General features: G+C 39.7%; 23 protein-coding genes. 15 read left to right on the forward strand and 8 right to left on the reverse strand.

Annotation, left to right across the window (positions count from 1 at the left end; genetic code table 11):
- The first annotated feature begins 103 nt into the window (after window positions 1–103).
- The 11 genes from DX933_RS17690 to wrbA all read left to right on the forward strand — a co-directional run bounded on the left by DX933_RS17690 (window position 104) and on the right by wrbA (window position 10,150).
- Window positions 104–1,039, forward strand: a complete 936-nt coding sequence (locus DX933_RS17690) for a putative RNA methyltransferase (RefSeq protein WP_190279589.1) — start codon at window positions 104–106, stop codon at window positions 1,037–1,039.
- Window positions 1,040–1,343: 304 nt separating this feature from the next.
- Complete coding sequence (locus DX933_RS17695; RefSeq protein ID WP_123317765.1) at window positions 1,344–1,739, forward strand: hypothetical protein; 396 nt, start codon at window positions 1,344–1,346, stop codon at window positions 1,737–1,739.
- 908 nt (window positions 1,740–2,647) lie between these two features.
- Entirely contained in the window at window positions 2,648–2,950 is a 303-nt protein-coding gene (locus DX933_RS17705) for a metal-sensing transcriptional repressor (protein WP_123317766.1), read from the forward strand.
- Window positions 2,951–2,963: 13 nt separating this feature from the next.
- Window positions 2,964–5,348 (forward strand): heavy metal translocating P-type ATPase, encoded by a 2,385-nt coding sequence (locus DX933_RS17710; RefSeq protein WP_123317767.1) that lies wholly within the window; start codon window positions 2,964–2,966, stop codon window positions 5,346–5,348.
- A gap of 28 nt (window positions 5,349–5,376) precedes the next feature.
- Window positions 5,377–5,583 (forward strand): cation transporter, encoded by a 207-nt coding sequence (locus tag DX933_RS17715; RefSeq protein WP_123317768.1) that lies wholly within the window; start codon window positions 5,377–5,379, stop codon window positions 5,581–5,583.
- 172 nt (window positions 5,584–5,755) lie between these two features.
- Window positions 5,756–6,532 (forward strand): class I SAM-dependent methyltransferase, encoded by a 777-nt coding sequence (locus DX933_RS17720; protein ID WP_123317769.1) that lies wholly within the window; start codon window positions 5,756–5,758, stop codon window positions 6,530–6,532.
- Between the two features lie 25 nt (window positions 6,533–6,557).
- A complete protein-coding gene (locus DX933_RS17725) occupies window positions 6,558–7,103 on the forward strand; it encodes a nucleotidyltransferase family protein (protein WP_123317770.1) in 546 nt (181 codons plus the stop codon).
- A 113-nt stretch (window positions 7,104–7,216) separates the two neighbouring features.
- On the forward strand, window positions 7,217–7,669 hold the full coding sequence (locus DX933_RS17730) for a MarR family winged helix-turn-helix transcriptional regulator (RefSeq protein ID WP_223806036.1): 453 nt from the start codon (window positions 7,217–7,219) through the stop codon (window positions 7,667–7,669).
- Between the two features lie 136 nt (window positions 7,670–7,805).
- Window positions 7,806–8,792 carry a ring-cleaving dioxygenase gene (locus tag DX933_RS17735; RefSeq protein ID WP_123317772.1) on the forward strand — a complete coding sequence of 329 codons (987 nt, stop codon included), beginning with the start codon at window positions 7,806–7,808 and terminating at the stop codon, window positions 8,790–8,792.
- A 71-nt stretch (window positions 8,793–8,863) separates the two neighbouring features.
- Complete coding sequence (locus DX933_RS17740) at window positions 8,864–9,466, forward strand: alpha/beta hydrolase (protein ID WP_123317773.1); 603 nt, start codon at window positions 8,864–8,866, stop codon at window positions 9,464–9,466.
- Window positions 9,467–9,535: 69 nt separating this feature from the next.
- Window positions 9,536–10,150 (forward strand): NAD(P)H:quinone oxidoreductase, encoded by a 615-nt coding sequence (wrbA, locus tag DX933_RS17745; protein ID WP_123317774.1) that lies wholly within the window; start codon window positions 9,536–9,538, stop codon window positions 10,148–10,150.
- 43 nt (window positions 10,151–10,193) lie between these two features.
- Here wrbA and DX933_RS17750 read toward each other — a convergent pair whose 3' ends face one another.
- Entirely contained in the window at window positions 10,194–10,583 is a 390-nt protein-coding gene (locus DX933_RS17750) for a hypothetical protein (RefSeq protein WP_123317775.1), read from the reverse strand.
- Window positions 10,584–10,726: 143 nt separating this feature from the next.
- Here DX933_RS17750 and DX933_RS17755 point away from each other — a divergent pair, with 143 nt between their 5' ends.
- The 3 genes from DX933_RS17755 to DX933_RS17765 all read left to right on the forward strand — a co-directional run bounded on the left by DX933_RS17755 (window position 10,727) and on the right by DX933_RS17765 (window position 17,394).
- Window positions 10,727–12,535 carry a M3 family oligoendopeptidase gene (locus tag DX933_RS17755; RefSeq protein WP_123317776.1) on the forward strand — a complete coding sequence of 603 codons (1,809 nt, stop codon included), beginning with the start codon at window positions 10,727–10,729 and terminating at the stop codon, window positions 12,533–12,535.
- Window positions 12,536–13,555: 1,020 nt separating this feature from the next.
- Window positions 13,556–16,639: an isoleucine--tRNA ligase gene (gene ileS / locus DX933_RS17760; RefSeq protein ID WP_123317777.1), complete on the forward strand. Its 3,084-nt coding sequence runs from the start codon at window positions 13,556–13,558 to the stop codon at window positions 16,637–16,639.
- A 143-nt stretch (window positions 16,640–16,782) separates the two neighbouring features.
- Window positions 16,783–17,394 (forward strand): zinc dependent phospholipase C family protein, encoded by a 612-nt coding sequence (locus DX933_RS17765; protein WP_123317778.1) that lies wholly within the window; start codon window positions 16,783–16,785, stop codon window positions 17,392–17,394.
- Window positions 17,395–17,433: 39 nt separating this feature from the next.
- Here the strand turns inward: DX933_RS17765 and DX933_RS17770 are convergent, their stop codons facing one another.
- The 5 genes from DX933_RS17770 to DX933_RS17790 form a co-directional block, all read right to left on the reverse strand.
- Window positions 17,434–18,051, reverse strand: a complete 618-nt coding sequence (locus DX933_RS17770) for a response regulator transcription factor (RefSeq protein ID WP_123317779.1) — start codon at window positions 18,049–18,051, stop codon at window positions 17,434–17,436.
- Window positions 18,048–19,184: a sensor histidine kinase gene (locus DX933_RS17775; RefSeq protein WP_123317780.1), complete on the reverse strand. Its 1,137-nt coding sequence runs from the start codon at window positions 19,182–19,184 to the stop codon at window positions 18,048–18,050. The genes DX933_RS17770 and DX933_RS17775 overlap by 4 nt, the downstream gene beginning before the upstream one ends.
- Window positions 19,185–19,424: 240 nt before the next feature.
- On the reverse strand, window positions 19,425–20,486 hold the full coding sequence (locus DX933_RS17780) for a fatty acid desaturase (protein WP_123317781.1): 1,062 nt from the start codon (window positions 20,484–20,486) through the stop codon (window positions 19,425–19,427).
- A 179-nt stretch (window positions 20,487–20,665) separates the two neighbouring features.
- Window positions 20,666–22,582 carry a vWA domain-containing protein gene (locus tag DX933_RS17785; RefSeq protein WP_123317782.1) on the reverse strand — a complete coding sequence of 639 codons (1,917 nt, stop codon included), beginning with the start codon at window positions 22,580–22,582 and terminating at the stop codon, window positions 20,666–20,668.
- Window positions 22,583–22,596: 14 nt separating this feature from the next.
- Window positions 22,597–23,493 carry an AAA family ATPase gene (locus tag DX933_RS17790; RefSeq protein ID WP_397316875.1) on the reverse strand — a complete coding sequence of 299 codons (897 nt, stop codon included), beginning with the start codon at window positions 23,491–23,493 and terminating at the stop codon, window positions 22,597–22,599.
- Between the two features lie 174 nt (window positions 23,494–23,667).
- Between DX933_RS17790 and DX933_RS17795 the strand changes: the two genes are divergently transcribed.
- A complete protein-coding gene (locus DX933_RS17795) occupies window positions 23,668–23,868 on the forward strand; it encodes a cold-shock protein (protein ID WP_123317784.1) in 201 nt (66 codons plus the stop codon).
- Between the two features lie 136 nt (window positions 23,869–24,004).
- Here DX933_RS17795 and DX933_RS17800 read toward each other — a convergent pair whose 3' ends face one another.
- Both DX933_RS17800 and DX933_RS17805 read right to left on the reverse strand, forming a co-directional pair.
- Window positions 24,005–24,109: a helix-turn-helix domain-containing protein gene (locus DX933_RS17800; RefSeq protein ID WP_123317785.1), complete on the reverse strand. Its 105-nt coding sequence runs from the start codon at window positions 24,107–24,109 to the stop codon at window positions 24,005–24,007.
- 264 nt (window positions 24,110–24,373) lie between these two features.
- The gene (locus DX933_RS17805; protein ID WP_123317786.1) at window positions 24,374–24,841 is read right to left on the reverse strand and encodes an SRPBCC family protein; all 468 of its coding nucleotides are present in this window, start codon (window positions 24,839–24,841) and stop codon (window positions 24,374–24,376) included.
- Window positions 24,842–24,851 lie beyond the last annotated feature (10 nt).

Consider the following 24,851-nt stretch of genomic DNA (forward strand, 5'->3'; position numbering starts at 1 on the left):
GTTCCATTTTAACATGTTTACAAATTGGTTGTTCAATGATCTGTTGTGAAATACGATTTATATTGTTAGCATGAATATATGAATGTTGGATGGGGGTAACTGGATGAAGGAGCGGAAACAGCAAGTACGTGCTAGATTTGCCAAGCGCTTTGAACATAAATTGCAATGTCCATTATGCAAGCAAGCAGTGGAAGTAATGGATTTACGTCACCTGGTGTGCGTAAATGGTCATACATTTGATTTTGCAAAACAGGGCTATATTCACTTAATGACTGCAGCTCACCATACGAAATATAACAAAGACCTATTTGAGTCACGAAGAAATCTAATGGGGAGGACAGCTTTTTTTGACCAGGTATGTGAAAATATCGTCCAAGTGATTGCAGATGGTAGATTTACTTCTCCGATAACGATATTGGATGCGGGCTGTGGAGAAGGATCACATCTTCAGCATATTGGTCAGTTACTGCGAGAAGATAAGCAGCTGGACGTCGCCTGTTTTGGAATGGATATTGCTAAGGAAGGCATATTATCAGCGGCAAAGCAGGAGGGAGATGCATTTTGGGCGGTAGCGGATTTAGCCAATGTACCATTTCAATCAGATGCACTCGATGTTGTATTAAACATTTTATCTCCTTCTAATTATCGTGAATTCAATCGTTTGTTGAAGCAGGATGGTTTACTTCTGAAGGTCGTCCCACAGCACGGTTATTTACGGGAAATTCGTGAATTGGTATATCAAGGATCTGATAAACAAACGTATTCAAATGATCAAACGATAGCAAGATTTGATGAAAACTTTCAATTGATAGAACGAATCCGATTAACGTATCCCATTCATTTGAATAAGGAAGCCCAAGCATGGCTACTGGAAATGACACCATTAACATGGTCACTAGACTCTGATAGCAGACAGCATATAATCGAGCAGGATATGTCGACTATAACTATCGATGTAGAAATCCTAGTCGGCAGAAAAAAGCAAGGGGTCGCTCGAACTTCGTTAGCGAAACCCGATACAGCGCTACAAGAACCATAAAAACAACTAATGAATTTCATAAAAAAATAAAAAGAGTTTAATCAAAAAATATTAGAGCGACTTGATGCACAGGAACAACGGCAAGCCGAACGTGATCGAAATTTAATGCTGGCATTACGCAAAACATAAGAAGCTAAACAGCAGATTGCTACAAGTAAGAAGAAATCGTGGAAGTTTTGGTAATACTTTAACTGTTTAAAGGAATGAAATTTTATTCACTATCATACATGTACCAAATATGTCATCTAAAATAATAAGAATAATTTAACTTAAAAAAGGCAAATTACATATAAGGTGAAATTACATGAAAAAATCTATAGCACTCTCTTTACTCATATTTTTTAGCTTCACAAACACTTCATTCGCTCTCGACTGCGGGAATGTAAAATCTAAAAAACCCATGAATATTGAAGAAATATATAAAGCAATGTGTTTTGAAAAAATGGATACAGCCATTAAAAAATTTGAAGAGAAAACTAAAAGCAACCTTTCATTACCTGAAAAAATACCATTTAAAGCAAAATACAGGTTTGGGAAATTTGATGAAAAGTTAGATTTACTTAAATTAGTTTTTATTAAAGATCATAAAAATATATTTAAAATACAATTAAATACCGAGCCTTTCAATGAACCCTATAATTACACATTAAAAAATGGAAAAAAAGCATTTATAATAGATTCTCCCGAAAAAAATCAATGATTTCATTAACTTTTAAAAGAGATAAATACCAATATATATTATATGGATTCAAATCAAATTACATAAAAATAGAAACCCTTATTGAATTTGCAGAATCAATACAATAAAGGTTTCTATAATTTAATAATAAGACTTTAAATAAGGTCCACTAGAACGGCCCTGCGTACTATCTCCACTCTTAATTACAACATGATAATAACCCGAACGCAGGGCAAAAATTGTTTCTCCGTCTATCCCTCCTGATCTAGGAGCAATTGCTGAACCATGTAATCTCAGACCATTAATCTCTTGGATCTCATCTGCAGTAAGCAATCGTTTTTCTAATTCAATGTATTCTTTATCTCCCCAATTATAAAGAATTGCATAAACATATTTTGTTAGATCCTTCTCCTAGTACTCGTCCAATTCACCATTTTTAAATTTTGTCATGACTTCTTTGAACAGTCCAAAGTAAACAATTAAGCATTTTCCTTTCAACGCTTTATAAAACACTTCAAAAACTTCTTTAACTATCTTTTGACGAGTATTTAGCAATCTCGTAAACTTTATTATCTTTTCCATTTCGAACTTTCCTAACGTCAACTTATCCAGCCTTTCATTTAATTGTACACATGGAACAACGGTGGAATATCCGTTCATTCCATGTTTTTTTATCCCGGTTTAATTGCCCGTAAAACCCCACCTGTAAGTTTCGGTGAGAGATAAACGGACGCTAGCACCTCGATTCGTTCAACTAACAATGAAAGGAGCCCCTTCGGATTGAAGTTTCACTTTAACAGGAGCGCTTACTTCGTTCTTTCATGTTTATTGGGTGATAAAAAGAACTGCTATTCATTTGAAAACGGAATAGTTGACCTCTATACAATAGGGGGGTATAGTAAAAATAGAACATAAAAGAGGTGACGACAATGGGTCAATTTTTGCATGAGCATCCAGTTACACCACGGACAGACGCAGAGAAAACAGCGGTCATTAATCGCTTGAAACGAATAGAGGGCCAGGTTCGTGGAATTCAAAAGATGGTGGAATCGGATCGCTATTGTATAGATATTCTTGTACAGATTAGTGCAATTAATGCAGCCTTAAAAAAAGTAGGATTATCCGTCGGGGAACGACATATGAAGCATTGTGTGAGTGATGCGGTTAAGACAGGCGAAGGCGATGCAGCCATTGATGAATTAATTGATGTTATGAAGCATTTTTCAAAATAAAGGAGCGATGGCAATGAGTGAATCAAAACATGTTACGCTGGAGGTTTCCGGCATGACCTGTGCTGCCTGCTCTTCGCGGATTGAAAAGGTATTAAATAAGATGGATGGTGTCCAAGCCCAGGTTAATTTGACGACAGAAAAAGCGAGTATTGATTATAATCCAGCTACATTACAGCTAGAGGATATTACCAATCGAATTGAAAAAATTGGCTATGGTGTACGGATGGAGCGTGCTGAATTTGATGTGTTTGGCATGACGTGTGCAGCCTGCTCATCAAGAATCGAAAAAGTGTTGAATAAGCAGGAAGGCGTGGAGAAGGCCACCGTCAATCTGGCCAATGAGACAGCAGCGATTGAATACAATCCGGGTCTGGTAAATGAACAGGATTTAATCGGCAGGATTCAGAAACTAGGCTATGATGCAAAAACGAAAGCAGATAAAGCAGAGAAACAGTCTCAAAAGGAAAAACAATTGCAGCGTATGAAAACCAAATTAATTGTATCTGCATTATTGTCTATACCATTGCTATTAACCATGCTGGACCATCTGTTTGGTATCCGTCTCCCACAAATTTTGATGAATCCATGGTTCCAGTTTGCATTAGCAACACCAGTGCAATTCATTATTGGTTGGCAATTTTATGATGGGGCCTACAAAAACTTACGGAATGGCAGTGCCAATATGGACGTGCTCGTTGCACTTGGTACAAGCGCTGCGTATTTCTATAGTTTGTATGAAGTCATTCAAACGATTGGAAATTCTGCCTATACACCGCATTTGTATTTTGAAACAAGTGCGATTTTAATAACGCTTATTTTATTTGGAAAATATCTTGAAACCAGTGCGAAGAGCAAAACAACCCACGCGATTTCTAAACTGTTGAATTTGCAAGCGAAGCAAGCACGTGTCTTAAAAAATGGTGAAGAAGTAATGGTAGCCATCGAAGCAGTGCAGGTTGGCGACCGGTTACTGGTGAAACCGGGTGAAAAAGTTCCAGTCGATGGTGTTGTAGTAAAAGGACGAACTGCTGTAGACGAATCGATGATAACAGGTGAATCCATACCGGTTGAAAAAGACGTAGATGCAACATTGATTGGTGCCACATTAAATAAAAATGGGACCGTTGAAATGGTGGCTACCAAGGTTGGTAAAGATACCGCGCTTGCATCAATTGTGAAGGCAGTTGAGGATGCACAAGGATCGAAAGCACCAATACAACGTTTAGCAGATGTTATTTCTGGCTATTTCGTACCAATTGTAGTGGGAATTGCTTTATTGACATTTATCATTTGGATTTCCATTGTATCCCCTGGTAATGTGGAGCAGGCACTTATTGCGGCTATTGCAGTACTCGTTATTGCTTGTCCGTGTGCGCTTGGATTGGCGACACCGACTTCTATTATGGTAGGAACAGGTAAAGCAGCAGAAAATGGCATCCTATTTAAAGGCGGAGAACATTTAGAAAAAACACATCAATTGCAGGCTATCGTATTTGATAAAACAGGTACGATTACACATGGCAAGCCAAAGGTAACGGATTTCACTGGTGATGATGACGTGTTACAATTATTAGCAAGCGCAGAAAAAGGTTCTGAACATCCATTGGCTGATGCTATAGTTGCTTATGCCGCTGATAGGAATATTGCATTATTAGATGTGGACGACTTCAAAGCGATACCTGGACACGGTATTGAAGCGACGATTGCTAGTCATCATCTATTTGTCGGAACGCGAAAGTTGATGAGAGATCAACAGATTCATGTATCTGCAGTTGAAGAAGAGTTAGTAACACTTGAAGCTGATGGGAAAACGGCGATGCTTGTTGCAATTGATGGAGAGTATGCAGGGCTGATTGCAGTAGCTGATACGATTAAAGAAACTGCAGTACAAGCTATTAAGGCGCTAAAGCAACAAGGTTTAGAAGTCGTTATGCTAACTGGTGATAACGAACGAACTGCTCAAGCTATCGCTAAGCAAGTAGGGATTGAAAAGGTCATTGCTGAAGTGCTTCCTGAGGAAAAGGCAGCTAAAGTAAAAGCAATTCAGCAAACGGGCAAGGTGACAGCAATGGTAGGAGATGGCATTAATGATGCGCCTGCCTTAGCTATTGCTGATATTGGGATTGCAATTGGTACTGGTACAGAGGTGGCAATTGAAGCCGCTGATGTAACGATATTAGGTGGGGATCTTCTTCTCATACCAAAAGCAATTCACATGAGCCATGCCACGATAAAAAACATAAGACAAAATCTATTCTGGGCCTTTGCCTATAATAGCGCAGGAATTCCGATTGCGGCTGCTGGTCTATTGGCACCATGGATTGCCGGCGCAGCTATGGCATTTAGTTCTGTAAGTGTCGTTACCAACTCCCTTCGATTGAAGCGAGTAAAAATATAAAGCAATTATTTTAGAAAGGGGTATCATCATGGAAAAAACATTTATCGTAAAAGGGATGTCATGTGGACATTGCTCCAGTTCTGTAAAAGGTGCATTAGAAGAACTTGGTGGTGTCAGCAATGCAACCGTAGATTTAAATACTGGTAAAGTAGATGTCGTCTATACGGAAGGTGAGACAAGCATTGCAGAAATGGTCGAAGCAGTGGAAGACCAAGGCTATGATGTAGAAGCGTAATGCTTAGCTGAAAATCAAACATGCCCGTCAGGATGTGCTGGCGGGTATTTTCTATGGTCGGATTCAAGCTGATAAGTATTGGTTATGTGATGGCATTTGTTTTTGATATTATTCCGCCATATGCCCTTCGAATATAATAGAGTTAAGTTTGAAAAAGGATGGTGGGCGGATAATGGGTATGGATTTTCATCAACAGCAACATCGCAATATGTATACAACAAGAGAAGCAAGTGACACATGGTCGGACATGATGCGTTCTTTATTACCTTTGGAACGTATCTCTTCCGCAGTGGATATCGGTTGTGGTGGCGGTATTTATGCAAAGGCACTTGCTGATTTGGGAATTCCCAATGTGCTAGGAATGGATTATTCAGCTTCGATGTTGGAGGGTGCGAAGGAAAATTGTCGCGACTATAATCAAATTTCTTTTCAGCAAGGAGATGCTTTACAAACTGGTTTAGCGGATAATACATTTGACCTTGTCTTGGAACGGGCACTCATTCATCATATTCCGGATTTGCGTTCATGTATCGGGGAGGCATATCGTATACTGCAATCAAGCGGTTATATTGTGATACAGGACCGCACACCAGCGGATTGTTTTTTACCTGGGGATGAACAGCATATTCGTGGTTTTTTCTTCGATGCCTTTCCTGATTTAAAGCAAATTGAACGAAAGCGGAGACATGACAGCACAACGGTAAAAACGATTTTAAAAGAGATTGGCTTTCATTCAGTGGAAGAAGTAACATTATGGGAAGTTAGGCGAATCTATGAACAGAAATCGGACTTGCTCGATGATTTAAAAGAACGGACGGGTAGGAGCATTCTGCATGAACTGGATGATGCAGCGTTACATGAATTAGTTACCCTTGTGGATGCGTCGATTTTGCGGAATCAGCCTATTGTTGAAAAGGATCGATGGACAATTTGGAAAGCAATCAAATAAAGACAAGTAGATTGGGAGAGATTGGATGCTGCATACTTTAGCACGCATTGGCGAAGAAGCAAATAAAGAAACTATCATTTGGGGAGTCGGTGGTTCACTATTGTTATATTTCCATGGCCTACTCGAACATCCCCGGGATATCGACATCTTAGTGGCCGAACGAGATGCTGGCGATTTGCAAGCCCTATTAAGTAAACTAGGAAAAGAACAGGTCGTGTCAGCTAAAGAGCCCTTCCGAACAAAATATTTTTCAAAATATGCGATGCCATCCACAAAGGTTGATTGTATGGGGGCTCTTGCTATCGCACATGATGCGGGTGTTTATCGTGTTGATTTAACAACACAATCGATTGTGGGCTTTCAGCAGGTGCATGGTATTCCAATTCCACTTTGTGCATTAGAGGATTGGTATGTATTGTATGCTTTAATGCCTGATAGGGAGGATAAGGTGGCGTTGTTGGAACGGTATTTTGCAGTACATGGTATACAGCATCCTGGATTGTTTGAACAAGCACTTCAGCAACCATTACCAAAAAAATTGCACAATCGAATTTTACAGGTCATTGGTTAATCCTGGCCTTTAGAATCGGTTTGTCTTAAAAACGGAAACAATCGATTTGACAAATGTAAAAATCCTTTATATAATTATCTCGAAACTGAGATAAATAATGAAGGATGATGCAAATGGAAAATAACAAGGAGCGAAATGATGCGGAATTATCACTAAAGCTTTTTGTTGTATTAACGCGGGCATTGAATGCTATTAAAAAAGGGGCAGAAGAAAATATTAAGCATCTTGGCTTAAATATTACTGAATTTGCTGTTTTGGAGTTAATCTATCATAAAGGGGAACAGCCCATTCAAAAAATAGGTCAGAAGGTGCTCATTTCAAGCAGTAGTATTACCTACGTAGTTGATAAGCTTGAGAAGAAAAATTTACTAGAGCGAAAGCCTTGTCCAAAAGATCGTCGCGTTACATTTGCTGCTTTGACTGTTGCTGGAAAAGAGTTAATGGATGATCTGTTTCCCAAGCATACATTGGCCATACAGGAAATTATGGGTGGTTTAGATACAGAAGAAAAGCAGCAGATTGTGGAGCAATTAAAGAAATTAGGACATCACGCACAAACAACTTAAATTTTTTTAGTCATATATCTCGAATTCGTATTAATGTAATTAAAGATATGTGTTTAGAATGTACTTATAGGGAAATGTAATCGATAAATAGGAAAAAATAGTTTCTAAAACGCAAGAAATAAGGAGGAGTAAAAGGATGAATCGATTAAAAGGAATTCACCATGTCACCGCAATTACAAGTAGTGCAGAAAAGATTTATGAATTTTTTACAAACACATTAGGGATAAGGCTAGTAAAGAAGACAGTGAATCAGGATGATATTCAGACCTATCATTTATTCTTTGCTGATGACGAGGGCAATGCTGGTACAGATATGACTTTCTTCGACTTTCCAGGTATACCAAAAGGTGTACATGGGACAAACGAAATTTATAAAACATCATTTCGAGTGCCAGATGATCAGGCACTTGCATATTGGGTCAAACGATTTGAACGACTAGGGGTTTCACATACAGGAATTCAGACGCAATTTGGTAAGCAGACACTTTCCTTTGTAGATTTCGATGACCAAGGCTATCAGCTCATATCAGATGAACAGAATACAGGGATTAAATCCGGTAAGCCTTGGCAAAAAGGTCCCATCCCAAATGAATTTGCTATTACTGGCTTAGGACCAATATTTGTCCGTGTTGATAATATCGCTTATTTTAAAGAAATGATGGAAAAGGTATTACTATTTGAAGAGATAGATCAAGATGGAGATTTTCACTTATTTGAAACGAATCGTGGTGGAAATGGAGCCCAGGTAATCGTTGAATACAATCATATGCTGCCACCAGCTCGTCAAGGATATGGTACAGTCCATCATGCCGCGTTCCGTGTCGAAAATCGTGAGGAATTAGATGCTTGGACCGACCAGTTAAGCTCTTTCCGTTTTCCGAACTCTGGTTTTGTTGAACGTTTTTATTTCGGTTCACTCTATACGAATGTAGCACCTCAAATACTATTTGAAATTGCAACGGATGGTCCAGGATTTATGGAAGATGAACCATATGAAACACTTGGAGAAAAATTATCCTTGCCACCATTTTTAGAATCAAAACGTGAGGAAATCGAAGGACTTGTACGAGAAATCGATACAGTCAGAAGCACCAAGCATTTTGAAAAAGAATATGAAGACTAATGGATTGAGGGTTTGTTTTCTTGGTTCTTCATATGGTTGTTGAAGAATAACGAATGGAAAGGACGGTTATCATGGAGCATATTTTCATAAAAGGGAAGCAACCTGATGGTAAAACATTGCTGTTATTGCATGGCACAGGTGGAACGGAGCGGGACTTATTGCCGCTTGCTGAACTGTTTGATGCAAATGCCAATGTGCTAAGTGTGCGGGGGAATGTTTTGGAAAATGGTATGCCCCGATTTTTCAAACGCTTGGCAGAAGGGGTTTTTGATGAAGAGGATTTGGTTTATCGGACAAAGGAGCTGCATGATTTCTTAGGTGAAGCAGCTGAAAAATATCAAATTGACCGTAATCAAGTGGTTGCGGTTGGATATTCCAATGGAGCAAATATCGCGGCCAGTCTTCTATTTCATTTTCAAGATGCTTTATTAGGAGCGGCGCTGCATCATCCGATGGTCCCGCGTCGTGGCATCGAATTACCGGATTTAACCGGTAAAGCAGTATTCATTAGTGCAGGTAAAAGAGATCCGCTATGTGCACCATCTGAGTCTGAAGATTTAAAGGCTTTGCTGGAAACTGCCAATGCGGAGGTAACCTTGCATTGGGAAGAAGGTGGTCATCAACTAACACCGAAAGAAGTAGAGACTGCTGCTGATTGGTATGCTGCCCTTTAAATCAGGGTAGAATACGACTGGTAGCAAATAAATGAATCAAAAAACATATAAATTAAGGAGTTGGAAGTCATGTCAAATGTTAAATTAGCGGTTATTTTTTATAGTATGGGTGGAACAAATTATCAAATGGCTAAATGGGCTGAAGAAGGCGCGAAGGAATTAGGTGCCGAGGTGCGTGTGTTGAAAGTGCAAGAGCTTGCCCCAGAATCTGTTATTGCAGGAAACGCAGGATGGCAAGCAACAGTTGAAGCAACAAAGGATGTACCAACTGCAACCTCTGAGGATTTAGAATGGGCAGATGCGATTATCTTTAGTGTTCCAACACGTTTTGGTGTCATGCCATCACAAATGAAACAATTTTTGGACATTCAAGGTGGACTATGGGCAAGCGGCAAAACTGTAAACAAAGTTGTTAGTGCAATGTCCTCTGCACAAAACCCTCATGGTGGACAGGAGGCAACTATTTTGTCTCTATATACAACCATGATGCATTGGGGGGCTATTATTGCTGCACCAGGCTATACAGATCCAGTATTATTTGGTGCGGGTGGTAACCCTTATGGAACAAGTGTTACAGTCGACCAAGAAGGTAAAATGGTAGAAGATGTTGAAGGTGCTGTGAAGCATCAGGCTAAGCGTACGGTAACAACTGCAGAATGGGTCAAGCGTGGTCAACAAGCATAATGAAAAGATATACAGAAGGGTGTTCCTGAGGAGCGCCCTTTTGTTATGCTTTTGGTTCTGGAATAAGGTAGGAGCTTATTTTGGTTAATTTCGCTTGCTTACCAGCACTGGCAAAAATAAAAATATGACAAAAGTGATAGATATCCTGCTGCAATTCTACTGTTCCATGGACGGCTGCTGTTTTTCCATGCGTTATAATATCTTGAATATGGAGTGCTTGAATGGTTGGAATGTCAGCTAGTTTTTCCACTAGCGCTTCGATACCAGTAATATTGGGCGAGGACACGCCGACCCGTTCCCAAATGATGGACTCCATACTTTTTTCTTTCAAATAAGCATAATCTCCGGTTGCAGAAGCAAATAGATAATCCTTCATGATTGTCATTCTCGGGGAATTGCCGCAATTTTTGGGATAAGTAAACATCATGGACATATACGAGCACCACCTTTTTAAAAAATCATATCATGAACAGGCTAATCCGAACACATCCTAATAAAAAATTACAATCTGAGTGATGCTTAGGGTTTCTAAAAATTTTTGAAAAGTATAAACTATACATAAAGGGGTGTGGACATATGAAATATAAAGATACATGGGATTTGGATCAAATCTTTCCTGGTGGAACCAAATCTGGTGAATTACAAACAAAATTGCAAACGCTTCAACAACAAATGAAAGCTTATAAACAGATTTTGGAAGACTGGAATTTTGAACAGGACCCGGATACAGCAGTGCTTGCAGAGATTTTAGAGAAACAGGAAACGATTGGAAAGGGATTGGGGCAGGCAGGAACATTTGTACATATGTATCATGATGCCTATATGGATGATGAACATGCAAATGTTGTCATGGGACAAATCATGGATCTCTACAGTGAGATACAAAAATTGTCCAATGTATTTACTAAGAAATTAGTAGCTATTGCTGATTCGGATTGGCAGCAGTTGTTGGCACAGGATAACTGGAAGGAAGTAGCATTCGCGCTTCATGAAATACGCGAACAAGGTAAACGTCTGCTTTCTGAGGAAGAAGAAAAATTGATTGCAGATTTGAATAAGGATGGAATATCTGCGTGGAGCAGATTATATGATACAGTGGTTTCTATTATGACCATCCCTTTCACAGATACAGATGGCAAGGAGCAGGAATTATCTGTTGGTCAAGCGATGAACAGAATGTATGCGGACCCAGATCCTGTCGTTAGAAAACAACTGTTCGAAAATTGGGAAGCTGCCTGGTCGAAGTATGCACCGATTTTCGCCGATACACTAAATCATTTGGATGGTTATCGAATTACGTTACAAAAAGCGCATCAGCGCGACGGCTATTTGGATGAGCCATTAGAATATAATCGAATGACCAAGGAAACCTTAGATGCGATGTGGACAGCAGTAGCAGAGAATAAACAACCATTCGTCGATTTTCTCCAACAAAAAGCAGCATTATTTGGTATGGAGAAGCTGGGCTGGCAGGACGTGGATGCCCCTGTTGCACTGGGGGATATGGAACCGACTCGTTTTACCTATGATGAAGCCTGTGATTTTGTCATTGAAAATTTCGCAACCTTTGGGACAGAGTTGGCGGAATTTTCCAAGCATGCACTTGAAAATCGCTGGGTAGAAGCAGAAGACCGCAGTAATAAACGCCCTGGCGGCTATTGTACCAGCTTACCCGAGTGGAAGGAATCTAGAATTTTTATGACATTCACGGGATCGCCAAATGATACAAGTACACTGGCACATGAGCTTGGACATGCTTTTCACAGTTATGTGATGCGGGATTTACCTACATTGAATCAGGGATATGCAATGAATGTAGCGGAAACAGCGAGTACGTTTGCTGAAACGATTATCGGCAATGCCACTGTGAAAAATGCAGCTTCCCCGGAAGAGAAAATTTCGTTATTGAATGCAAAATTGGAAAATGCAACAGCTATGTTTATGAACATTCATGCCCGTTTCTTATTTGAAGACGCCTTTTATAAGGAACGAACAAAAGGAATTGTATCAGAAAAGCGTTTGAATGAGCTGATGCTGGATGCACAAAAGGAAGCATATGCGGACAGCTTATCCACATATCATCCACATTTTTGGTGCAGTAAATTACATTTCTTTATGGATAGTGTTCCATTTTATAATTTCCCATATACTTTTGGCTTTTTATTCAGTCTTGGTATTTATGCCGAATATTTGAAGCAACCGGAAGGCTTCGAGCAGAAATATATTGCATTGCTTCGGGATACTGGCTCCATGAAAGTGGAGGATTTGGCTAAAAAGCATTTAGATGTAGATTTAACCAACGTCGACTTCTGGGCTGCAGGCATTGAATTGATGAAGCAGGATGCGGCGGAATTTATTCGTCTAACCGATGAATGGATCAATTAATCTGTGGTGTGACCAGACATAATCGGTTGTATATGATTCCACGGTAAAGAAGGAAAGTAATCAGAGTTGAAAAATCGAAAGCATTCCCGCCACAAGTTGCTGTGCTGGGAATGCTTTTAATTTTAAAGTATGTGAATGGGTGGAGAAGTATGAAATGGAGTAAGATAAACCATAGTTAAGTTACGCGAAATACAGTATTTCCGGAATTGGAGTAAGTTAAACGTTATTTAAGTTACTCGAAATCGTGTATTTCTGGAAATGGAGTAAGATAAACGTTATTTAAGTTATGTGAAAACGTTTTTTTCCAGAAATGAAGTAAGTTAAACGTTATTTAAGTTACGCGAAAACGTATATTTTCAGAATTGGAGTAAGATAAACGTTATTTAAGTTACGCGAAAACGTATATTTTCAGAATTGGAGTAAGATAAACGTTATTTAAGTTACTCGAAAACGTGTATTTTCAGAAATGAAGTAAGATAAACGTTATTTAAGTTACTCGAACACATGTATTATCAGAATTGGAGTAAGATAAACGTGATTTAAGTTATTCAAAAGCTTATTTTTCTCAATTAGAAGTAACTTAAACTACTTCTTCACATGTAATGAAGGGGGAGCATAGGGTACAGCTCTATTCGCTTGAGATTGCAGATTGATTGACTTTTCTTATGTCATGGGATACGATAAATAATAATTTCATAGTCATTCTATGACGAGAATGAGTAATTAAGTTTCCTTATCTACAGAGAGTTGGCGGTATGCTGAAAGTCAACGTTAAGTGCTTAATGAAGATCCTCTCCGAGAAGCAAGATTGAACGTTATTAAATCTTGCCGGCATTCTACCGATATCCAGAACGCGTATGATGGTACGTAGTGATACTGCAAGAATAATAAAACCACTACATGGTTTTTTATTTTTGTCTAAAAGAGTGATGTCAACTCAATTCTACGTCTGTGGGATTGAGTTTTTTTAATTTGATGAGTCGATTGCAAAATATTGAAATTCATTAGAGGAGTGACGGTATGAAAGAAGCCAATGTGGAAATGGAAAGAAGATGGATTGATTTTTGGGAGAGGGAAGGGACCTTTGAGCAATCCATCAGGCAACGAGAAGGAAAAGAGACGTTTGTCTTTTATGAGGGGCCGCCGACAGCGAATGGTTTACCACATGCTGGGCATGCTCTTGGTAGAACGGTAAAGGACTTTGTTGCCCGCTACAAAACGATGTCCGGTTATCAAGTATATCGAAAGGCTGGTTGGGATACGCATGGATTGCCAGTTGAACTGGAGGTTGAAAAGCAGCTTGGTATCCATGGAAAAGCTGGAATTGAGGATTATGGGGTAGAAGAGTTTATCCAGGCTTGTAAGGATAGTGTGTTTGCCTATGAGCAAGAATGGAAGGAGTTCACTAAATCATTAGGATATTGGGTGGATATGGGCCATCCATATGTCACCTTACAACAGGATTATATAGAGTCTGTTTGGCATATTTTATCACATATTCATCAGCATGATTTACTATATAAAGGTCATCGTGTTGTTCCATATTGCCCGAATTGTGAAACGTCATTAAGTTCACATGAGGTGGCACAAGGTTATAAGGAGGTTGCGGATCTATCTGCTACGGCAAAATTCCGGATGCATGGTGAGGAAAATGTATATTTATTAGGCTGGACCACAACTCCTTGGACACTTCCTGGGAATGTCGCATTAGCGGTTCACCCAGAAATGGAATATGTATGGGCGAAGCAAGGGGATGAGGTATATATCGTGGCAAAGGCATTGGCAGCAAATGTGTTAAAAGCTGACTATACCGTTGTTCGTACTACAAAAGGGAAAGACTTGGTTGGTATTTCCTATGAGGCGCCTTTTGATTTTGCTAAGGTGGAAAAAGGACATCAGGTGCTTCCGGCGGATTTTGTAACGGATGATAGCGGTACAGGTGTCGTGCATATCGCACCAGCATATGGAGAAGATGACTATAAACTTGTGCAGGAAAATGATTTTGACTTTGTACATGTAGTCAATTCCAAGGGGCGTTATACAGCAGAAATGGGCGATTTAGCTGGCATGTTTGTTAAGGATGCCGATGTCTCTATTATCAAGCTGCTTGCGGAAAAGAATTTATTATTTGATAAGGAACGCTATGTGCATAGCTATCCACATTGCTGGCGCTGTGACAGTCCACTGCTATATTATGCGATGGAAGGTTGGTTTATCCGTACAACGGCAGTAAAAGAACAAATGCAAAAAAATAATCAAGGGGTAACCTGGTATCCAGACCATATGAAGGATGGACGTTTTGGAAACTTCTTGGAAAATATGGTGGATTGGAATATTGGTAGAAGCAGGTATTGGGGGACACCTTTAAATGTGTGGGTTTGTAAGACCTGTGGAACAGAAAAGGCACCTGGCTCATTGGATGAATTAAGAGAGTTCTCTGTCTCCCCGCTACCAGAAAATATGGACCTCCATAAACCAGTAGTTGATCAGGTACAGCTGCAGTGTGATTGTGGAGGTGTCATGGAAAGAGTCGATGAGGTCATTGATGTTTGGTTTGACAGTGGTTCCATGCCTTTTGCGCAGTATCATTATCCATTTGAAAATAAGGAACAGTTTGCCAAACAGTATCCTGCTGATGTTGTAATCGAAGGCGTTGACCAGACACGCGGCTGGTTCTATAGTTTGCTTGCCGTATCAACACTTTATACAGGGCAATCTCCTTATAAGCAAGTGCTGTCTTTGGGGCATATTTTGGATGCAGATGGTCAGAAAATGTCAAAGAGTAAGGGAAATGCGCTTAATCCGACAGAACTGATGGAGGAATTCGGAGCAGATGCGCTTCGTTGGGCATTATTAGCAGATAGTTCCCCGTGGAATAATAAACGTTTTTCCAAGCAGACTGTGCGCCAGGCAAAATCTAAAATGATTGATACCATCATGAACGTCTTTTCTTTCTATCAAATGTACGCAAAAATTGATGGATTTTCTCCTGATGCGGATCAGGGCGGTACGAAGTCAGTGCTCGATGAATGGATTCTATCTCGGCTGCATACGGTTATCGGTGATGTAACAAAAAGATTGGACACTTTTGATATTACAGGTGCGGCTCGATTGATAGCGGCATTCGTGGATGAAGTGAGTAACTGGTATGTTAGACGCTCAAGACAACGTTTTTGGGGAAGTGGAATGTCAGCTGATAAACGTGCTGCATTTACAACATTGCATGAAGTCCTTACGAAAACTGCGCAATTGTTAGCTGCATACACACCATTTATCGCAGAAGAAATATATTTTACATTAACAAATGAAAGTGTGCATTTATCCGATTTTCCGACAGTAGACGAAGATTTGATCAATGTTCGCTTGGAACAAGAAATGGCTGCGGTTCTACAAATTACAGAACTGGGGAGATCGGCTCGAAATGCGGTGGCAATTAAAACGAAACAGCCATTAGCTTCTCTCGTCGTGATTTCATCTGGTGAGGGAGCGGAAGAAGTGGATTTATCAGCATATACTACAATTTTGGAAGATGAACTTAACGTGAAGCAGATTACATTTGAAACCAAAGCGGGGGATTGGATTGAATCCACCGTGAAGCTTGATTTCTCTGTTGCCGGTCCGAAATTTGGGAAAGCAGTTGGAGAGATGAAGCAGGCCGTCCAAAACCTGAATAAGGAAGAAAAGGAAAGGCTACTGCAAGCAGGAGAACTGGAATTATCCTTGCATTCTGGTACCACTGTGAAGCTAACGGAAGCAGATGTTCAGGTGGAGAAAACAGGGAAAGAAGGCTTTGCAATAGCTGAAGGCAGTCAGTATGTGGTGTTATTGGATACAGAATTAACGAAGCAGCTTCAAGATGAAGGATTTGTGCGGGAGGTTGTGCGTGCTGTTCAGTCTTATCGTAAGGAGCTCGGATTGCCAGTGGAAGAAAGAGTTGATTTGTATGTGCAAGCTATTCCGGAGGTACAGCAAAGATTACAGGATTTTGAGGTGTTACTACATCGAAGCTTGATGTTACATGATATTTATTTTGCGGAAAAGTCTGAGATGAAAGAGTTTCAAGTAGAAAATCAGACTGTACGCCTTGCGATTGAAACAGCATGACATTACTATAATTGGAAAACAAAGGAACAGGGGATAGGTGTAAAGCTGTATCCCTTGTTCTGCTTTTTCTACTGTTAAAGAGTTTCCATAAGTGATAGGATTGGGAAAAAGGAAGTCACTAAACGACAGGGGATGGGAATGATATGGGCTCTAGAATCATGCATGCTATCATTGGGAATAAGATTGCGAAGGCACTAGCAATCCAAGATAAACCAGCCTTTTTATATGGTAATATTGCACCGGATGCGGTTTTTGCAGCAGCGGAGAAGGATCGGTCGCATTTCTTTACGGGTGACGCGCGGGATTTTTCAAGAAGTGTAGATTATCAGGGCTTCTTACAAAAATACCGTACGAAACATCCTTATGTGTTAGGGTATTATACACATTTGATTGCAGATGATATTTGGTTAAAAGGTTTCTTTCTGCCATGGCTAAGAAATCGAATTAATGCGGATGACAGCTTGGCTTCGCTATATCATCGTGATTTCCGTTTACTGAATGGAATGCTGTTGGAATACTATGAATGTGCTGGGGAAATTAAGGTGGGGTTAGCAGGTCAGCCCGCTATGGTTGATTTGGAAGAGGTGTCGGCTGATGCGGTAATGAAATTTGCAGATTCGGTTCGTGGCGATATGTCATACCAGGCAGAAAGTTTAACAGAAAATTTGAATGTATTTACCCAGACACAAATCATTGGATATATCGAGACATCCGTTGAAATGGGGATATTTAAGTTAAAGCAAATGAAGAGATAGAGAGGTAGATGTGTTCCTTCCAATCTACCTCTATGATGATCAGGAATGAAACCAACCTTTTTCTTTGAAGCGGGTGATTGCTTCAATTCGATTGCTTACTTGCAGTTTGTCCAGGATCAGCGACATATAGTTACGGACGGTGCCATGTGATAGATGAAGGGTTTCTGCCACTTCTTTCGTTGTCATTCCTTGCGACACAAGTGCCAGAACTTCATTTTCTCTTTCCGTTAATGGATTTTCCAGTAAATCATCTCCGTCAGCATAAACCATATCTACTAATTCAGGCGCATATATCCAGCGATTGTTCATGATGCTATGGATTGCGGCAAATAATTCTTCAATTGGACTGTCTTTTAATAAATAGCCGCGAACACCCGCTTTTCGTGCACGTTCAAAATATCCTGTACGGGCAAACGTAGTTAGTATAATGATTTTGCATGACTCCTGACGTAATGCTTCGGCAGCATCTAGGCCATTTTTTACAGGCATTTCAATATCCATAATGCATATGTCTGGTTTAAATTCCTTTACAAGGGAGATAGCTTCCTCACCGTTCGCTGCCGTACCAACTACCTCGAAATCTTCTTCCATATTTAACAAAGAGCTAAGTGCTCCTAGCAGCATCCCTTGATCCTCCGCAATAACGATTCGAATCATTCGCTTTCACCCCCCATAATATTTGTCAACACGATTGGAATAGTTATCGTAAGCCGCGTGCCATGATTTTCTTTTATTTGTAAGTGCCCATTTACAAATTCCAATCGTTCTCGCATGCCTTGCAAGCCGCTCCCGGGCAGTTGAGCACCATTTCCGGATATACCGATACCATCATCCTGGACATGCATGATAAAAGCATCCGCTTGTTGTTCAAAAACGATATCACAAGTTTGACTAAAGCTATGCTTCACTATGTTGGTAACTGCCTCCTTTAAGCACATGCTTAATACATTTTCTGTAATAGGGGGCATTGGAAGCAATGTATCTTCACCATGGATGGTCAATTGGATGTCAGCTGCCCGTAATACCTGTTTGATTCGAACCATTTCTTCTGGCAACTTTCTGGAACGCATATTCGATACGAGCTCACGTACTTCCTTTAGAGCAGTGCTGGCAGTTACGCGTATATCCTGTATTTCTTGTTTGGCTTTTTCAGGATTGGCGCTGATTAATCGATGAACCAAATCACTTTTTAATCCAATCAATGATAATTTCTGCCCTAGCGTATCATGTAAATCACGTGCAATGCGCTGTCTTTCTTCAAAGACGATTAGCTCAGATATTCGTTCATTTGCTACCGCAAGCTGTCCCTCTAACTGTTCACGATTGTTTCGATTGTATAAATGAAAAGGAAGCAAAATGATTCCAATCAAGCTTAGCGTAATAAAGTGAACTTGGGGTAAAAATAATTCAATATCTATAATGAATCCAGTTGTGACTGCACCAACTGTAGAGATAATGTGAAGACCATACATGATAAAAAAGCCTGTCGTACTACGAATGTTTCCAATGAAAAATGCGGTAAACAAAGCAAAATAAACAAAACCAAATAGCAAGGTCATCACGATATTAATCATCATTTCAAAACTAAGCCACATATAGACAAGACCACTTTTAGATTTAAAGGAAAAAATATAGGAAAGAAAAAATAATGTCAATAATGTAATCCCAATGGATACTTCAAAAGGGGAAGAGGATCGGAATATAAAAAAGAATGGCAGAAAACAAAAGATAATCCATGTATAAATACTGAGCCATGGATTTCTAGGGAAAATACTATACCATTTATGCATCCTATTCACCTGCTTTCCTGTAACTATTCCATTGTAGCACCTAGACAGTTAAACAGCCATCACGGATTGGATGGCTGTTGGGCTTTATCACAGATTAACTGGCTGTAAGCCCCCCCACATCAAGCATAATTGTTGATATCAAGAATGGTAAGTGGTGGATCAACAGCCAGTAAAGGCCTGATTGGTTCAACTAACAATCAGTGGGGAAGTGCAAAAGCCCCCACAGATTGAAGTTTCACTTTATTTCGTTTGGATTCTTGTTGATGTTGCTGATTTTATCGCTGTTTTAATCGATAATGCAGAACGTTTTTTCCGTTGATGGAAGTCTTTGAAGGTTATAAACGCTTTTTGTTCTGGATCATATAAACGATAGCGCAAGGAATCCAAGCTTGTTTTGATTGTAATGGTCGTTGCGTATTGCAGTGGCGGTGTAGATTCATGCGCCGCTTCTAAATGGTAATTGGGTACACGTGGTGCCAAATGATGGACATGGTGATACCCGATATTGCCGCTCAACCATTGTAAAATTTTTGGAAGCTGATAGTAGGAGCTTCCATCTACAGCAGCTTTTACATAATTCCATTCAGACTCTTCTTCAAAATAAGAGTCCTCAAAGGTATGTTGAATATAAAATAACCAAATTCCAAGTGCTGCTGCAACATATAACGAAATGCCATGGACTAGTAATACTGCTTGCCAACCTAACGTCCAGACTAACGTTGCAAATATAATCACCAGTGCTACATTAATAAAATAGGTATTATACTTTTCTTTTTTTCTAGCATCTTTTCGATTGATCCGGTTGGAAACGAGTACCAAGTATAGTGGGCCAAGTCCGAACATAACGAATGGATTACGATACAGTCGGTAAGCGAGTTTTTGCCATTTGGTTGCACTGTCATATTCAGCAACCGTCATCACCCAAATATCACCGACTCCACGTTTATCCAGATTGGAGCTTGATGCGTGATGAATTGCATGCTCCCTTTTCCACTTTTCATATGGAAATAATGTAATAATCCCCGTAATGGTGCCAAGTAAATTGTTTTTCTTGCTATTTTGGTAAAAGGACCCATGTGTACAATCATGAAAAATAATAAAGCTTCGGACGATAAAACCAGAGGCAACCAAAGCGAGACCGATTGTTAACCAGACAGAAATAGATAGGCTAAGGTAAGCGGCAGTCCAAAGTAATAATAGTGGTGGAATGGTATTGAATAGTTGTACTGTACTTTTTTTAAGATTGGCGTGTGCAAATGGTTTTACACTTTTATGAAGAGAAACCGTTTTTTCCTTTGACATACATTCAGCCTCCAAAATATTTTCTCTTCATCATTATAAAGAAAAAATAGGAAGCTGATTAGACACAGATGTCATGACTTACACCTGACAAATGTCATCTTTTTCGGAAAAAAATCCACTCGCATGGAAAATTGCGAATGGATGATCCTTGTCAGAGAGACAGGTATCGTGATAGGTGTTCAAATCGATTGCAGTAGCAGCTTTTTAAGTAATGGTGAAAACTGTGCAGTAAGCTCTGATAAATCTGTGATCATCATTCGTTCTTTCCTATAGATACTCTTCATCATGGAATCGTCACGTTCAGACAGGTCACCATCTGCTAAAAAAATGCCAATCGTATGAATCCCACGTTTTCTAGCTAGTAGGACCGCCTCATGGGTATCAACAATTCCATTCTCCTGATAATTGGCTGCGGCTGGTTCGCCATCTGTAAATACAAGGAGAAATTTATGCTTTTCCCGTTGCTCAAGTAACTCCTCTTGTGCTATCCGAATACTAAATCCATCTCGGTTATCCTCTTCGGCCTCTAGCTGCATAATCTGAGGGCCATTGGATTGATAATGGCTATCCTGAAACGTGTGGATACGATGGAAATAATTCGGTTGTTCCTCTGCATTGACTGCAAGTGCATCCTCCCAAAATCCAGTAATCGCATGTGGGATTTTTAATCGCTGCAGTACTTCATGGAAAAGGACAATGGCTTGTTTCGTTTGATCCATTTTTGAATGCATAGAAGCAGAGCAGTCAACTAGCAAGGAAAACACTGCATCTAATTCCTTCGATTCATTATCTTTTTTATAAAATATATGTCGTTCTTGTTCGATGACGAGAGGCAGTAACTTTTTAGATAATCTACCGAAAAGTAATGCATCTCTACTCGTATTGCGTTTATGTTCCATGGCTTTTTCAATTGTAACAGCGAGTGTCCGTTGATAGGCTTCAATCTGATCCTTGTAGTCAGCATATCGTTCGATATCTTCCGGACTTGGTGTATCGGCAAAACGATCGATTGCTACTGCAAGACGATTATCTTCTCCATATGCCGAGGTTTCGTTCCCAACTTCGGAATCATTGGCTTTCTTTTCTAATGTCTCGAGCTCGGAATAATCCTGTTGTTTGCTTTTGCCAGATTTACCTTGCATGGATGCCATCGCTTGATCACCGTCTTCTGTATCTCTTGCGCCATCTCCAATTAATGTTGTCTTCGTTCCTTGTTCGATGTCAAATTGTAAAAATGTTTGGTTCCTGTCTTCATTTTTTGTCTCTTGATGCCAAGTTGAAAAGGTTTCTTCAAATACTTCATTTTTATCTGCATCCACCTCCTGCTCATCCTCATTTGCTAACGGGTCGGTTCTTGTCAGCTCGTCAAATAATGTTTGTCTTTGATAGGCATGGATGTGACCAATGGGAGGGACGAGATATTCATTCAGCATATCCTTATGGTAAATAGGAGCTAAATGTGAAAGTATACGCTCCATAGCTTTTACAATATCGAAGGTTGATGCTGCTTCGAAAATCGTATAAAGCTCTGATGCGACCAACTCAGCAGAATCAAGCTGTGTTGGATTGGAGTGTGGGAAGTCAGGGTCTGGATGATTTGCCTGCAACTTTAAAAACAGCAAACAAAACAATTCATCAAGAGCCAGGCTTCTTGTCGCATTGGCTGTACGTTGTTTATTGAAATAGTCGTATAAATAATGTCGTCGAACCGAAAAAGCAACTGCTGTTCCAGGACGTTCCTTTTTTATCAATTCTTCCAGACGAATATTTTCCAAAAGCGTAAACAGTTGGATCCCAAGCCGAGGCAAATGACTTTCTTCCAGTGATTTCATAAAGTCCTGTGTCGCTGAAAGATCGGTATGACGATAGGTACCGATTGTACGTAAAAATACATCTGTTTTTAGCCCAGCATCTGTTATCTGTGGTTGATTATTTTCCCAAAAAGTGCTGGCTGTAACTTGCATGTTTACGATATCGATATAAGAACCAAGTGTATACATAAAGTGTAGGGCAGGTTCCTTGGATAAGATTGCCGTTAAATCCTGCAGCTGTAAATACATTTCTGTATTAACGGTGTCTTCATGGAAGCGAAACATGGTTGTTCACCTCACTAAAATAATGTTTCGACTATATTTTTTACAAAGCTTTTTTCTCGATCCTCGTCCAGTTTTTCCACGATGGCGCGATGAATGGCACGTGCTGGCGGGATGTATGCACTTAAATCGCATGCATCCAACAGTGCACGAATGGAGGCTGCGTCTTCCGCAAGTCGACCGTCTGTTGTTGCACGAACGAGATCTGCAGATAATTGAACAAAGCGTTGAATGTATGTGTCATCTTGTAGGGCTGTGCTTTGTTTTATTAATTCTGCTAATTGTTCTCCTTGTATATACGGTACGTCTATGATGATAAATCGATTCTTTAATGCCTCGTTCAATGGGACTGTACCGATATAACCTTCGTTAATTGCCGCAATGGTTCGAAAGCTTGATTTTGCAGTAATGACATCATTGGTAAATGGATTGGTAACGGTTCTGCGATAGTCGAGCACCCCATTTAATAATGGCAATGTTTCTGGTTTAGCCATGTTGATTTCATCAATATATAAAAATCTGCCATTGGTCATTGCTTTAGTGACAGGACCAGGTATAAATGTGATTTGTTGTTTTTGGTCTTCATCATATGAAAGGGTTTTAAACCCAAGCAGACTTTCCGCATCCAAATCAATGGAGCAATTCACACTTTCCATTGCTTGTTGGAAGCGGACTGTTAGTGCTTCAGCAAATTTTGTTTTACCAGTACCGGTCGGCCCTTTTAATAATAAATTTTTACCCATGGCTAGAGCTACAATCGCATCCTCCATCAGACTTTGATCCGGTGGAATATATGTTGTTGCCTGATTATTATTCACATGTTGTGGTAAGCGCTGTTGTTGATAGTCTTCTAACAGCGTCTTTGTTTTTGTCGAAAAATGATTATTCATTCGTTTGACTCCTTTCTCATTCATTTTAAGCTTGAAACGAGGTAGAAACCAAGCAGAACGATTCAGAAATGGAAGGAAGCATTTGATTTATAGATGGCCATGTATAGAACTTGCAGTATTATGCCATACTAAGATAGCGTGGGTAGCTACAAGTAGTTTACCCAATATGTATGAATAGAGATTGGGAGGAAACAAATCGTGGAGCAAGGTACTGTAAAGTGGTTCAACGCGGATAAAGGATTTGGCTTTATCGAACGCGAAGGACAGGAAGATGTATTCGTTCATTTTTCGGCAATTCAAAGTGAAGGCTTTAAATCACTGGACGAAGGAGATCGTGTCAGCTTTGATGTCGAAACTGGCCAGCGAGGACCACAGGCTGCAAATGTACAAAAATTGTAGTTGATGATTTAAAAACCAGGGGGAGCCCTGGTTTTTTTACTTTTAATCCATATCATGGTTGCATTTTTTAAGAAAAAATAGTTTTACATATTCATTTGCTTCTGCTGCATGTTAATTGGATGATTTCGTATGTATACTAAATAGTAACCATAACAATACGGACATTGGTAATGCGGTTGATTAATTCTGTTTGTTTTTTCGTTGGATAGATACGAAAGCTATAGGCTTTATGAACAAGCATGATATCCTTCCTTTAACAGGATCGTTTGTTCTATTACATCATGCAAATACTGTTCAGACAACATTTTCAGGAGAATAATTAATCGTTTCATGTCCACATTTCAATTGTTAATTATCCCGCCTTAACGGGCAGTAATACCCCCACCTCAAGATTTTAAGATGAAACAAAAAGATAAGTGGGGATCAACTATCCGTAAAGGCCTGATTGGTTCAACTAACAATCAGTGGAGGAAGTGCAAAAACCCCCACTGATTGAAGTTTCACTCTATGCTTCCTCAGCTTCGTTTTCTACAACAAATTTTAACTGCTCAAATTGTTCCTGATATATAAATTTAGTTGTCCAGCCTAACAGCTTCGTCATCAACCAGTAAAATCCGTTTTTTGGAATGATACTTGCCTCGACAACTAACTTTGTTCCGCCATTCATAGGGGCAAGCTGATAGCTAGCAATACTCGTGCCTTCCTTTGATTCCGCATGCACCACAACCTTATAGGGCGGATCTATTTCGACCAGTTTACTAGCGACTTTAATCGTCTTTTTGTCAAACCGTTGAACACTTGTAAAGGTCGTTCCCGGTTTCATTAGCCGATAGTCGTCTGGATTTTCATATATATTTTCGACAAGCATGGAATTCCAGCGTAATATTTTTTCATCATGATTAACATATTCAAAAACAGTTTCAATTGGTGCAAAAATAATTTCCTCATAACGATATACAGTAATTTCTTTCATCTCTCGACCT

The organism is Ornithinibacillus gellani, from assembly GCF_003730295.1.
Classification (GTDB): domain Bacteria; phylum Bacillota; class Bacilli; order Bacillales; family Amphibacillaceae; genus Ornithinibacillus_A; species Ornithinibacillus_A gellani.